This is a genomic window from Pseudomonas sp. S2_B07 (assembly GCF_054668435.1).
Window position 1 is genome coordinate 1,635,207 of record NZ_CP162769.1, and the last position, 13,234, is coordinate 1,648,440.

The 13,234-nt window shown below is 59.8% G+C and carries 9 protein-coding genes; 2 read left to right on the plus strand and 7 right to left on the minus strand.

Annotated features, from left to right (window positions below; genetic code table 11):
• Positions 1-16 precede the first annotated feature (16 nt).
• From rraA to ppsA, 3 genes are all read right to left on the minus strand, one after another.
• Positions 17-508 carry a ribonuclease E activity regulator RraA gene (rraA, locus tag AB4N43_RS07565; protein WP_460153680.1) on the minus strand — a complete coding sequence of 164 codons (492 nt, stop codon included), beginning with the start codon at positions 506-508 and terminating at the stop codon, positions 17-19.
• Positions 509-629: 121 nt separating this feature from the next.
• A complete protein-coding gene (locus AB4N43_RS07570) occupies positions 630-1,619 on the minus strand; it encodes an alpha/beta fold hydrolase (protein WP_059181325.1) in 990 nt (329 codons plus the stop codon).
• A 91-nt stretch (positions 1,620-1,710) separates the two neighbouring features.
• Positions 1,711-4,086 (minus strand): phosphoenolpyruvate synthase, encoded by a 2,376-nt coding sequence (gene ppsA, locus AB4N43_RS07575; protein ID WP_460153682.1) that lies wholly within the window; start codon positions 4,084-4,086, stop codon positions 1,711-1,713.
• Positions 4,087-4,260: 174 nt separating this feature from the next.
• Between ppsA and ppsR the strand changes: the two genes are divergently transcribed.
• The gene (gene ppsR, locus AB4N43_RS07580; protein WP_027922552.1) at positions 4,261-5,079 is read left to right on the plus strand and encodes a posphoenolpyruvate synthetase regulatory kinase/phosphorylase PpsR; all 819 of its coding nucleotides are present in this window, start codon (positions 4,261-4,263) and stop codon (positions 5,077-5,079) included.
• 125 nt (positions 5,080-5,204) lie between these two features.
• Here the strand turns inward: ppsR and AB4N43_RS07585 are convergent, their stop codons facing one another.
• A complete protein-coding gene (locus tag AB4N43_RS07585) occupies positions 5,205-6,614 on the minus strand; it encodes an aminotransferase-like domain-containing protein (protein WP_460153684.1) in 1,410 nt (469 codons plus the stop codon).
• A gap of 136 nt (positions 6,615-6,750) precedes the next feature.
• Here AB4N43_RS07585 and AB4N43_RS07590 point away from each other — a divergent pair, with 136 nt between their 5' ends.
• On the plus strand, positions 6,751-7,659 hold the full coding sequence (locus tag AB4N43_RS07590; protein WP_460154203.1) for a DMT family transporter: 909 nt from the start codon (positions 6,751-6,753) through the stop codon (positions 7,657-7,659).
• On the opposite strand, the gene prpD is transcribed toward AB4N43_RS07590, so the two are convergent.
• The 3 genes from prpD to acnD form a co-directional block, all read right to left on the minus strand.
• Positions 7,628-9,112 (minus strand): 2-methylcitrate dehydratase, encoded by a 1,485-nt coding sequence (prpD, locus tag AB4N43_RS07595; protein ID WP_027922549.1) that lies wholly within the window; start codon positions 9,110-9,112, stop codon positions 7,628-7,630. The genes AB4N43_RS07590 and prpD overlap by 32 nt on opposite strands.
• 226 nt (positions 9,113-9,338) lie before the next feature.
• A complete protein-coding gene (gene prpF, locus AB4N43_RS07600) occupies positions 9,339-10,529 on the minus strand; it encodes a 2-methylaconitate cis-trans isomerase PrpF (RefSeq protein WP_027922548.1) in 1,191 nt (396 codons plus the stop codon).
• Positions 10,530-10,595: 66 nt separating this feature from the next.
• A complete protein-coding gene (acnD, locus tag AB4N43_RS07605) occupies positions 10,596-13,190 on the minus strand; it encodes a Fe/S-dependent 2-methylisocitrate dehydratase AcnD (RefSeq protein ID WP_460153686.1) in 2,595 nt (864 codons plus the stop codon).
• Positions 13,191-13,234 lie beyond the last annotated feature (44 nt).

The following is a 13,234-nucleotide window of genomic DNA, read 5'->3' on the forward strand; positions in this document are numbered from 1 at the left end:
CTTTGTTGGTTTCTGGTTATTCAGGCATTTTCAGCGGGCTTGGCGAGATGATCACGCCGTTGTTGTCCGCGTAAATGTAATGGCCTGGATGGAACGTCACGCCGGCAAAGGTCACCGCGACGTTCAGATCGCCAATGCCGCGCTTGTCGGTTTTCATCGGGTGGCTGGTCAGGGCCTGAACCCCCAGGTCGGTTTGTGCAATGACGTCGACGTCACGGATGCAACCGTAGATCACCAGCCCTTCCCAACCGTTTTTCGCGGCCTTCTCGGCGATCATGTCGCCCAGTAGCGCACGACGCAGCGAACCACCACCGTCGACCACCAACACCTTGCCATTGCCCTTGAGCTCGGCTTGCTCCTTGACCAACGAGTTGTCTTCGAAGCACTTGATGGTCACGATTTCGCCGCCGAAAGAATCACGGCCACCGAAATTGCTGAACATCGGTTCCAGCACCTGCACCAGCTCCGGATAGGCGTCGCACAGGTCAGGCGTGAGGTAATGATTCATCGAGAAACTCCTGTAAAGAGGAAGACAATCGAGGGTGTCGAAACGTGACCAAAACTGCTCAATGCGTCATATCTTAGCCGCAAGCCGATCAGAGCGAAATGCCCTTGTTAGAGCACCAGGCTCAAACTGCCGTCGCCAGATCCGGCTTATCGCCCAACAAGGGCGTCTGTTGGTCACCCAACCACCGCGCCACCAACGGCCAGACCTCGGCTTGAGCCGCTTTGCTGACCAGCATCTCTACGTGGCCAAAATTATCGCCAAAGCCCTGTTCGCGGCCAAGGTTGATGAACTGCTTGTGCTCGGAACCGATCTGCTCGAACAATTTGCGGCACGCCCACGCCGGGTCCTGATGATCGCCAACAGCGCTCACGGCCAACACTGGCATCGCCACATTGGCCAATCCGGCCCACCAGTCTTTGTCGGCATCGCCAAAACGCCCGAACAATCCGTACCAACGCATGCTTTCCAGGGCCAGGCCAATCGGCTCGTCCTCCGGTCCGCGCTTGAGCCGTGATCCCGACAGTTGCGCAAAACGCTTGAGAATAAAGCGCCCGCTCCACTCCACCGGGGGAATCTTCAACGGCCAATAGGTGCGGCTGACCTGCGTGCCAAAAAACGCCGCAGACGCCACCACAGGTTCACCGATGTACTCACCACCCAATGCTGCCGCCAACGTAATTCCGCCCAGCGAGTGACCGATCCAGTGCGGGACCTGGCCACTTTGCTCACGCACGAACGCGCCAATGGCGGGCAGATCGTAACGCGCGTAGTCGGCGACACGGTTCTTGCGGTAGTTCTGGTTACGCTGGGACAGGCCATGGCCGCGCATTTCGGGAATCCACACATCGAATCCCAGACGCGTCAGATAGGCGCCCAACCCCAACCCTTTCGGGGAAAACCAGAAGCGGCGATTGGAGAAGCTGCCGTGCAACAGGATCACCGGCACGCCACGTACCGCCGGCTCATCGGCCATGCCCAACCGGGTAACGGCCAGCTCGACGCTGACGTCGGGACTGTTTGCCGGCTTCAAACGGTAAACATCTTCGCTCAGATCACCGCGCCGTTCGGCGCTGATCAGGGCGACAGGAAATAGGTTGCTGCTGCTTTGCATAATGCTCTTGCACAAAAAAGGGCGGCATCCAGAGGAGCCCGCCCTACTCAATTCTTAAAGCCCCGGCCACTTGACCGGGGCTTCATTCACATCACGCCGAGGCTTGACCTTCAGCCAGGAAGAACCAGGTTTCCAGTACGGAGTCCGGGTTCAACGAAACGCTTTCAATGCCCTGCTCCATCAGCCACTTGGCCAGGTCCGGGTGGTCCGAAGGACCCTGACCGCAAATGCCGATGTACTTGCCTGCCTTGTTACACGCGGCAATGGCGTTCGCCAGCAGCTTCTTGACCGCCGGATTACGCTCGTCGAACAGGTGCGCGATGATCCCGGAGTCACGGTCCAGGCCCAGCGTCAGCTGAGTCAGGTCGTTGGAACCGATCGAGAAGCCGTCGAAGAATTCGAGGAACTCTTCAGCGAGGATCGCGTTGGATGGCAGTTCGCACATCATGATGATGCGCAGACCGTTTTCGCCGCGAGCCAGACCGTTTTCGGCCAGCAGATCGATCACCTGGCTGGCTTCGCCCAAAGTACGGACGAACGGCACCATGATTTCGACGTTGGTCAGGCCCATCTCGTTGCGCACGCGCTTGAGGGCACGGCACTCGAGTTCGAAGCAGTCACGGAACGATTCGCTGATGTAACGCGAAGCACCACGGAAGCCCAGCATCGGGTTTTCTTCTTCCGGCTCGTAGAGCTTGCCGCCGATCAGGTTCGCGTATTCGTTGGACTTGAAGTCCGACAGACGCACGATGACCTTTTTCGGTGTAAACGCTGCAGCCAGGGTACTGATGCCTTCGACCAGTTTGTCGACGTAGAAGTCGACCGGGTCGTTGTAACCGGCAATGCGCTTGTCGACGCTGTCCTTGATGTCCTGCGGCAGACCGTCATAGTTCAACAGCGCTTTAGGGTGAACACCGATCATGCGGTTGATGATGAATTCCAGACGGGCCAGGCCCACACCGGCGTTCGGCAGCTGTGCGAAATCGAAGGCGCGGTCCGGGTTGCCGACGTTCATCATGATCTTGAACGGCAGGTCCGGCATGGCGTCAACGGAGTTCTTCTTGATGTCGAAGCCCAGTTCGCCTTCGAAGATGTAACCGGTGTCGCCTTCAGCGCAGGAAACGGTCACGCCCTGGCCGTCTTTCAACAACTGGGTGGCGTTGCCGCAACCGACCACGGCCGGGATGCCCAGCTCGCGAGCGATGATCGCCGCGTGGCAGGTACGACCGCCACGGTTGGTGACGATGGCGCTGGCGCGTTTCATGACCGGTTCCCAGTCCGGGTCGGTCATGTCGGAGACCAGAACGTCGCCTGGCTGGACTTTGTCCATCTCGGACACGTCCTTGATGATGCGGACCTTGCCGGCGCCGATGCGCTGGCCGATGGCGCGACCTTCAACCAGCACAGTGCCGGTTTCTTTCAGCAGGTAACGTTCCATGACGTTGGCCTGGGTGCGGCTCTTCACGGTTTCAGGACGGGCCTGAACGATGTAGAGCTTGCCGTCGTCACCGTCTTTGGCCCATTCGATGTCCATTGGGCACTGGTAGTGCTTCTCGATGATCATCGCTTGCTTGGCCAGTTCGCTGACTTCGGCGTCGGTCAGGCAGAAACGTGCGCGATCAGCCTTGTCGACGTCGATGGTCTTGACCGATTTACCGGCCGTGGCGACTTCGCCGTAGATCATCTTGATGGCTTTGCTGCCCAGGTTGCGGCGCAGGATGGCTGGGCGACCAGCGGCCAGCGTGCCTTTGTGGACGTAGAACTCATCTGGGTTCACCGCGCCTTGTACGACGGTTTCACCCAGGCCGTAGGCGCCGGTGATGAACACCACGTCACGGAAGCCTGATTCAGTATCGAGGGTGAACATCACGCCGGCGGTGCCGGTTTCGGAGCGGACCATGCGCTGAACGCCAGCCGACAGGGCCACCAGCTTGTGGTCGAAGCCCTGGTGCACGCGGTAGGAAATCGCACGGTCGTTGAACAGCGAAGCGAACACCTCTTTGGCGGCGCGAATGACGTTTTCGACACCACGGATGTTCAGGAAGGTTTCCTGCTGACCGGCGAAAGAAGCGTCCGGCAAGTCTTCGGCGGTAGCGGAAGAGCGCACGGCCACGGCCATGTCAGGGTTGCCGGCCGACAGCGTGGCGAACGCGGTGCGGATTTCGGCGTTGAGCTTCTCGGGGAACTCGGCTTCCATGATCCATTGACGAATCTGGGCACCGGTACGGGCCAGGGCGTTGACATCGTCGACATCCAGGGCGTCGAGGGCGGCATGGATCTGATCGTTGAGACCGCTCAGTTCCAGAAAATCACGATAAGCCTGAGCTGTCGTGGCGAAGCCACCGGGCACCGATACACTGGCACCTGCGAGGTTACTGATCATCTCGCCCAGGGATGCGTTCTTGCCCCCCACATGCTCAACATCGTGTTTGCCGAGCTTATCGAGGGAAACTACGTACTCTACCAAGGTGATCTCTCCACTAACTGTGTTGGAAAAGCTCAGAAGCCGGCTGCTCGGGGGAGCGTTTGCCAGCTGTATGGCCTGGACCTGGAAAATAAGTGAGAATGCGGGCCACTGGCGGCCGACAAACCGCGCCTATCATATCCAAGATTCGTCATTAGCTTAAGGCCCAAGGTGCAAATGAAACGATCTGCTTTCTTTATTTCCGACGGTACCGGCATCACGGCCGAAACCCTGGGTCAAAGCCTCCTGGCGCAGTTCGAAAACATTACCTTCAGCAAATTCACGCGACCGTACATCGACAACGTGGATAAAGCGCGGGCCATGGTACAACAAATCAACAAAGCCGCCGAAACCGACGGCTTCCGGCCGATTATTTTCGACACGATCGTCAATCAGGACATTCGTGAGATCCTCGCGACTTCCAATGGTTTCATGATCGACATTTTCTCGACCTTCCTGGCGCCGCTTGAGCAGGAATTGACCGAGCATTCTTCCTACACCGTCGGCAAGTCCCACTCCATTGGTGCCAACACCAATTACATGGAACGCATCGAGGCGGTGAACTTCGCCCTCGACAACGACGACGGCGCCCGCACGCACTACTACGACAAGGCCGATCTGATCCTGGTCGGCGTGTCGCGTTGCGGCAAGACCCCGACCTGCCTGTACATGGCCATGCAATTCGGTATCCGCGCGGCCAACTACCCGCTGACCGAAGACGACATGGAACGCCTGACCCTGCCCAGCGCCCTGCGCGCCCACCAGCACAAGCTGTTTGGCCTGACGATCGACCCGGACCGCCTCACTGCGATCCGCAATGAGCGCAAACCCAACAGCCGTTATTCGAGCTATGCCCAGTGCGAATTTGAAGTGCGCGAGGTGGAGAATCTGTTCCGCCGCGAGAACATTCCGCACATCAACTCCACGCATTTTTCGGTGGAAGAGATTTCGGCGAAGATTCTTGTTGAGAAGGGTGTGGAGCGGCGGTTCAAGTAGCCCCCCAGTGCCTGTGCTGTCGCCATCGCGGGCAAGCCACACCCCCACAGGGGATCTTTGTCGTGCACAAACGTTGTGTTCACTGAAGATCCACTGTGGGAGCGTGGCTTGCCCGCGATGAACGATTACGCGGTCTCGGCCAGCGCCCCGGCCAATGCTTCAAACCCTCGCAGCAACAACCGATCATCCCCCGCCGAATTGCACACACTCGCCCGAATGAACTGCGGCACCGCCCCATGCCCCACCGCAAACGCCTCGGCAGTCGCCACCCGATAATTATTCTCCTTGAGTTCCGCTGCAATCTGCGACGCTCGCCATGGCTCGGGCACTTCGATCCAGAAGTGCGGGCTGTGGGAATGAGTCTTGTAAACCAACCCATCCAGCAATCCCGCGACCAGTGACTTACGTCGACTGATCTCGACCCTCTGCTGCCCCAACAACTGCTCGGCAACGCCGTTTTCGATCCACTGACTCGCCACTTCCAGCGTTAGCGGACTGGCCATCCAGCACGTCCCGCGCACGGCTGCGCTCAAGCGTCCGATCAACGGTTGCGGCGCATGCAGATAACCGACGCGCAAACCCGCAGAAACAGCCTTGCTCAAGCTGCCAATCAACACCGAACGCTCCGGGGCAAAATGGCTCAGGGGCAGCGGTCGCTGCGGCGCCAAAACCGCGTGAGCTTCATCCTCAAAAATCAGCAAATTGTGTTGTCGGCAGACCGCCGCAATGGCCTCGCGCCGTGGAACGGACATCACCGCCGCCGTAGGATTCTGGATCGTCGGCGTGCAATACAACGCCGACACACGATGGTTACGGCAAACGTCCTCCAGCGCATCCGGCATCAACCCTTCATCATCCATCGCGACACCGATCAACTTGATTCCGAGCATGCGCGCGACACTGATCAAACCCGGATACGTCAAATGTTCCGTGACCACGGTATCGCCCGCTTTGAGCAACGCCATCAAGGCACACAACAGACCGTGCTGACCGCCGTTGACGCAAACGATCTGCTCGGCATTCGGCTCGAATGCCTGGTGCCGCAACCAGTGCGCACCCGCGACACGATGACGCGGTAATCCGGCGTCGGCGATATAGCCGCAGAGGTGTTGCAACGCCCCCGGATCAAGGGCCAGCGCTTGCAGGCTCTGACTCAGAAACAGCGCCTCTTGCCCTGGAATCGGCTGGTTGCGGCTCATGTCAAAAAAGCCCTGCGGCTCATCGCTGACATTGCGAAACCCACCGTCACGCGGACGCTCCATTCCGCGCTGACGCACATAGGTGCCGTCACCCACACGAGCGAGGACCAGGCCCACGCGCTCAAGCTCGCCATACGCGCGACTGATGGTACCGATGGTCACGCCGAGGCTGTCCGCCAACAACCGATGAGGCGGCAACTTGCTGCCGGGTTCGATCACCCCCTCGACGATGGCTTTTTCGACGGCATCCGCCAGACGCTTGTACTTCACGCCCACCCCGCTGGCGAGGCCATCGCGCAGGATTGACACCATGGCAATACTTGCTTTGACAGTCATTGAATCCCCGAATAGCGTGCTTGAAACAGGTGCAATCAGGGATAGACCTTTTGCGGTTGCAGGTCAATTCCGACGACAAGGGAGCCGAGTCATGTCCATCGCCATCAGTGCCTCTTCAAGTGTTAGAAAACCCTGGCTGGCGGCATTGGTCACCAGCGTGCTGTTCCTGATCGTGTGCCTGAGCTGGGGCACGACGTGGCTGGGGATCAAGATTGCCGTCGAAACCGTGCCGCCGCTGACGGCTGCCGGCCTGCGCTTTTTGATCGCGTTTCCGTTGTTCCTCGGCTTCGCCCTGATGCGGCGTGAACCGCTATTGTTTCCCAAGGAAAGCCGCTGGTTTTTTGTGTTCGTCACCCTGTCGTATTTCAGCTTGCCGTATTACTTGCTCAACTACGGCGAGATGCACGTTTCGTCGGGGCTGACAGCGCTGTTGTTCAGTTGTATGCCTGTGTTCATCCTGTTGTTTTCGGCGCTGTTTCTGCGCGAGAAAATCTACCCGTCGCAAGTGCTCGGTATCGCCATCGGCTTTGGCAGTCTGTTCATGATTATCCGCAGCCAGGGCCTGCATCTGGACCATGCCGAATTGTTCGGGGTGTTGGCGATTCTCTGCGCGGCGGTGATGCATGCGTTGTGTTACGTGGTGACCAAAAAACACGGCACCGCGATCAGCGTGATCACCTACAACACGCTGCCCATCGGCATCGCCGGGGTGATGTTGTTTCTCGCTGGTTTGCAGGTTGAGGCGCCGATTTTTACGGCTATCAGCGCGCGGTCGTGGAGTGCCCTGCTCTATCTGGGGCTGGTCGCATCGGTGGGCGGGTTCATCGTTTATTTCCTGCTGCTCAAACGCCTGAGCCCGATCATTTTGTCCTTCGTGTTTATCATCTTTCCGGTGTTCGCCGTGATCATCGGCGCCTGGTACGAGGGGCAACCCTTGTCCCAGGAACTGATGATGTATTCGGCGATTCTGCTGACCGGGTTTGCGATCACCAAATTGCCGATGGAAAAGTGGCTCAGAGCACGAACAGGTCCACGAAGCGATTGACCGGAGTAGCTTCCAGAGCAGCCTGATCTGTGCACAACGCAACAATCTGCGCACTGCGCTGGGCGGTAAAACGCGTGGCCAGGTTGGCCTTGAATTTGTCTTCCAGCAGCGGGATACCGTCGGCGCGACGGCGGCGATGGCCGATCGGGTATTCGACCACCACGTTCTCGGTGCTGGAGCCGTCCTTGAAGAACACTTGCACCGCATTGGCGATGGAGCGCTTGTCGGCTTCGAGGTATTCGCGGGTGAAGCGCGGGTCTTCGACGATGACCATTTTCTCGCGCAGCACATCGATGATCGGATGCGCTGCGTGGAAGTCGTCTTCGTAGTACTCAGCCACCAGATTGCCGAACGCCAGCGGCACGGCGGTCATGTACTGGATGCAGTGATCGCGATCCGCGGCATTGGCCAGCGGACCGACTTTGGAAATGATGCGGATCGCCGACTCGTGAGTGGTGATGACGATGCGGTCGATTTCATGCAGCCGATTGCGAACCTGCGGGTGCAATGTCACGGCTGCTTCGCAGGCGGTTTGCGCATGAAACTCCGCCGGAAAACTGATTTTGAACAGCACGTTTTCCATCACATAACTGCCGTACGGCCGCGAGAAACTGAAGGCCCGTTTGTCTTCGGGTTTGAGCGCCAGATCATTGTTGGTGTGGCTGAACAAAACATCGTAAAAGCCCCACTGTCTGGCCGTCAGCACGCCGGGAATGCCCATCTCGCCCCGCATGGCGATGTCTGCCAATCGGACGCCGCGACTGGTCGCATCGCCGGCGGCCCAGGATTTGCGCGAGCCGGCATTGGGCGCATGCCGATACGTGCGCAGCGCCTGGCCGTCGGCGAACGCATGGGACAACGCCGACAGCAACTGCTCGCGACTGGCGCCCATGAGTTTGGCGGTGACCGCCGTCGAGGCGACTTTCACCAGGATGACGTGATCGAGGCCGACGCGATTGAAGGAATTTTCCAGGGCAATCACGCCTTGAATTTCGTGGGCCATGATCATCGCTTCGAGCACCGCGCGAACGGTCAGCGGAGCCTCGCCATTGGCCAGGCTCTTTTGCGACAGGTGATCGGCCACCGCGAGAATGGCGCCAAGGTTATCCGACGGATGCCCCCACTCGGCGGCGAGCCAAGTGTCGTTGTAATCGAGCCAGCGTACGATGCAGCCGATGTCCCACGCGGCTTTGACCGGATCAAGGCGATAGCTGGTGCCGGGCACGCGGGCACCGAACGGCACGACGGTGCCTTCGACGATAGGGCCCAGGTGTTTGGTGCATTCGGGAAATCGCAGCGCCAGAAGACCGCAGCCCAGCGTGTCCATCAGGCAGTTGCGGGCGGTGTCGAGGGCTTCTTGGGATTGGATGTTGAAGGTGAGGACGTAGTCGGCAATGTCCTGCAGGACACGGTCGTACTCGGGGCGAATGTTCTGGTCGACGTTGGCACTCATGTTCGATTCACTCTTGAAGTGGTTCGTTGATGGGACCTCGGTTCAGGGTAAATCTCAGTCGAGTAAAGCTTTCTTATTTTGAAATGCAGTCAACTGTGGGAGCGACGGTGCGACGATTCGACTTGCTCGCGATAGCGGTGAGTCAGCCAACAAAGATGTTGAATGTGTAAGCCTCATCGCGAGCAAGCCCGCTCCCACAGGGTTTTCGGTGATTTCTGAATTTACGTCAGAAGGAATCACCTGGTACGCGAACATAACCTTCCATCAACACCCGCGCACTGCGGCTCATGATGGCTTTGTTCACGGTCCACTCACCGTTGACCAGGCTGGCTTCTGCGCCCACACGCAGCGTGCCGGATGGATGACCGAAACGTACTGCATTGCGTTCGACACCGCCCGCGGCGAGGTTCACCAACGTCCCGGTAATCGCTGCTGCCGTGCCGATCGCCACCGCCGCCGTGCCCATCATCGCGTGGTGCAATTTACCCATCGACAACGCCCGAACCAGCAAGTCGACATCCCCTGCTGCAATGGCTTTGCCACTGGACGACACGTAGTCCGCCGGCTTGGCCACGAAGGCCACTTTCGGGGTGTGTTGACGCTTGGCCGCTTCGTCGATGTTCGAGATCAGGCCCATGCGCAATGCGCCGTAGGCACGGATGGTTTCGAACATCAGCAACGCTTTCGGGTCGCTGTTGATCGCGCCCTGCAACTCGGTGCCGGTGTAACCGATGTCTTCGGCATTGACGAAAATCGTCGGGATGCCGGCGTTGATCATGGTCGCCTTGAAGGTTCCGACGCCGGGTACTTCGAGGTCGTCCACCAGGTTGCCGGTAGGGAACATCGAACCACCGCCGCCCTCTTCTTCCGCCGCCGGGTCCATGAATTCGACCTGCACTTCGGCGGCCGGAAAAGTCACGCCATCGAGTTCGAAATCACCGGTTTCCTGCACTTCTCCGTTGGTGATCGGCACATGGGCGATGATGGTCTTGCCGATGTTGGCCTGCCACACACGAACCACGGCCACGCCGTTGTGCGGAATGCGGCTGGCGTCGACCAGACCGTTGCTGATCGCGAACGAACCGACCGCTGCCGACAGGTTGCCGCAGTTGCCGCTCCAGTCCACGAAAGGCTTGTCGATGGACACCTGACCGAACAGGTAATCGACGTCGTGATCGGCCTTGAGGCTTTTCGACAGGATCACGGTTTTGCTGGTGCTGGAGGTCGCACCGCCCATGCCGTCGATTTGCTTGTCGTACGGGTCGGGGCTGCCGATCACGCGCAGCAACAAAGCGTCGCGGGCCGGGCCTGGAATTTGTGCCGATTCAGGCAAGTCTTTGAGGCTGAAAAACACGCCTTTGCTGGTGCCGCCACGCATGTAGGTGGCAGGGATTTTGATCTGAGCTGCGTGAGCCATGTGCTCGTTACTCCTTACCTTGAAAACAGACACGGGACTTGAAGTCCCGTGTCTGTACAGCGTGTGTTAGACGGCGACTGCCGACTCTTCGAGGAAGTCCTGGGCAAAGCGTTGCAACACGCCACCGGCTTCGTAGATCGACACTTCTTCGGCGGTGTCGAGGCGGCACATCACCGGCACATCGACGCGTTCGCCGTTCTTGCGATGGATCACCAGCGTCAGCTCGGCGCGCGGTGTGCGCTCGCCGATCACGTCGTAGGTTTCACTGCCGTCGATGGCCAGGGTATGACGGTTGGTGCCAGCCTTGAACTCCAGCGGCAACACGCCCATGCCCACCAGGTTGGTGCGGTGAATGCGCTCGAAACCTTCGGCGGCAATCGCTTCCACACCAGCCAGGCGCACGCCCTTCGCCGCCCAGTCGCGGGACGAACCCTGACCGTAGTCGGCGCCGGCAATGATGATCAGCGGTTGCTTGCGTTCCATGTAGGTTTCGATGGCTTCCCACATGCGCATCACTTTGCCTTCCGGTTCGACGCGCGCCAGCGAACCCTGTTTGACCTTGCCGTTTTCCAGAACCATTTCGTTGAACAGTTTCGGGTTGGCGAAGGTGGCGCGCTGTGCAGTCAGGTGGTCACCGCGGTGAGTCGCGTAAGAGTTGAAGTCCTCTTCCGGCAGGCCCATTTTCGCCAGGTATTCACCGGCGGCGCTGTCCAGCATGATCGCATTCGATGGCGACAGGTGATCGGTGGTGATGTTGTCCGGCAGCACCGCCAACGGGCGCATACCCTTGAGCGGACGTGCGCCGGCCAACGCGCCTTCCCAGTACGGCGGACGGCGGATGTAGGTGCTCATCTCGCGCCACTCGTACAGCGGCGCTACTTTCGGGCCGGTGTCTTCGTGGATGGCGAACATCGGGATGTAGACCTGACGGAACTGCTCAGGCTTCACCGAGGCCTTGACCACGGCGTCGATTTCTTCGTCGCTCGGCCAGATGTCTTTCAGGCGGATTTCCTTGCCATCGACCACGGCCAGCACATCTTTTTCGATGTCGAAACGGATGGTCCCGGCGATGGCGTAAGCGACCACCAGTGGCGGCGAAGCGAGGAACGCTTGCTTGGCGTACGGGTGAATCCGGCCGTCGAAGTTGCGGTTACCGGACAGCACGGCAGTGGCGTACAGGTCGCGGTCGATGATCTCTTGCTGGATCACCGGGTCCAGTGCGCCGGACATGCCGTTGCACGTGGTGCAGGCGAAGGCGACGACGCCGAAACCGAGCTGTTCCAGCTCGTCGGTCAGACCGGCTTCATCCAGGTACAGCGCGACGGTTTTCGAACCCGGTGCCAGGGACGATTTGACCCATGGCTTGCGGGTCAGGCCGAGCTTGTTGGCGTTGCGCGCCAGCAGGCCGGCAGCGATCACGTTGCGCGGGTTGCTGGTGTTGGTGCAGCTGGTGATGGCGGCGATGATCACGGCGCCATCCGGCATTTGGCCAGGCACGTCATCCCACTTGCCGGAGATGCCTTTGGCGGCCAGATCGGAAACCGCGACACGGGCGTGCGGGTTGCTCGGGCCAGCCATGTTGCGCACCACGGTGGACAGGTCGAAGGTCAAGCCGCGCTCGTATTGCGCGCCCTTCAGGCTGTCGGCCCACAGGCCGGTGGTCTTGGCATATTGCTCCACAAGCTGCACCTGATCGTCTTCACGACCGGTGAGCTTGAGGTAGTCGATGGTCTGCTGGTCGATGTAGAACATCGCCGCGGTAGCGCCATATTCAGGTGCCATGTTGGAGATGGTTGCGCGGTCCCCGAGGGTCAGCGCAGCGGCGCCTTCACCGAAGAACTCCAGCCATGCGCCCACGACTTTTTGCTTGCGCAGGAACTCGGTCAGCGCCAGCACCATGTCGGTGGCGGTGATGCCCGGTTGCAGCTTGCCGGTCAGCTCGACGCCGACGCTTTCTGGCAGACGCATCCAGGACGCACGACCGAGCATCACGCTCTCGGCTTCGAGCCCCCCCACGCCGATGGCGATCACGCCCAATGCATCAACGTGCGGGGTGTGGCTGTCGGTGCCGACGCAGGTGTCGGGGAACGCCACGCCGTCACGCACCTGGATCACCGGAGACATTTTCTCCAGGTTGATCTGGTGCATGATGCCGTTGCCTGGCGGGATCACGTCGACGTTCTTGAACGCTTTCTTGGTCCAGTTGATGAAGTGAAAACGATCTTCGTTGCGACGGTCTTCGATGGCGCGGTTCTTCTCGAACGCCTCAGGATCAAAACCACCGCGTTCGACGGCCAGGGAGTGATCGACGATCAATTGCGTCGGCACCACCGGGTTCACTTGCGCCGGGTCGCCGCCTTGCAGGGCGATGGCGTCACGCAGGCCGGCGAGGTCGACCAGTGCGGTCTGGCCGAGAATGTCGTGGCACACCACACGGGCCGGAAACCACGGGAAATCGAGGTCGCGTTTGCGTTCGATGAATTGCTTCAGGGATTCGGTGAGCGTGGCCGGGTCGCAGCGACGCACAAGGTTTTCCGCCAGCACGCGGGAGGTGTACGGCAGGGTGTCGTAGGCGCCAGGATGAATGGCTTCGACAGCCGCGCGGACGTCGAAGTAATCCAGATGGCTGCCGGGCAGCTGTTTGCGAAATTCTGTGTTCATCGTCAGGACTCGGGTCACGGTAGTTTCAAAAGGCGGGGCCAGAC

Bases quoted from the DNA above. Each gene is read 5' to 3' on its own strand.
- rraA (WP_460153680.1), bottom strand. From the start codon at position 508: ATGAATCATTACCTCACGCCTGACCTGTGCGACGCCTATCCGGAGCTG.
- AB4N43_RS07570 (WP_059181325.1), bottom strand. From the start codon at position 1,619: ATGCAAAGCAGCAGCAACCTATTTCCTGTCGCCCTGATCAGCGCCGAA.
- ppsR (WP_027922552.1), top strand. From the start codon at position 4,261: ATGAAACGATCTGCTTTCTTTATTTCCGACGGTACCGGCATCACGGCC.
- AB4N43_RS07585 (WP_460153684.1), bottom strand. From the start codon at position 6,614: ATGACTGTCAAAGCAAGTATTGCCATGGTGTCAATCCTGCGCGATGGC.
- prpD (WP_027922549.1), bottom strand. From the start codon at position 9,112: ATGAGTGCCAACGTCGACCAGAACATTCGCCCCGAGTACGACCGTGTC.
- prpF (WP_027922548.1), bottom strand. From the start codon at position 10,529: ATGGCTCACGCAGCTCAGATCAAAATCCCTGCCACCTACATGCGTGGC.
- acnD (WP_460153686.1), bottom strand. From the start codon at position 13,190: ATGAACACAGAATTTCGCAAACAGCTGCCCGGCAGCCATCTGGATTAC.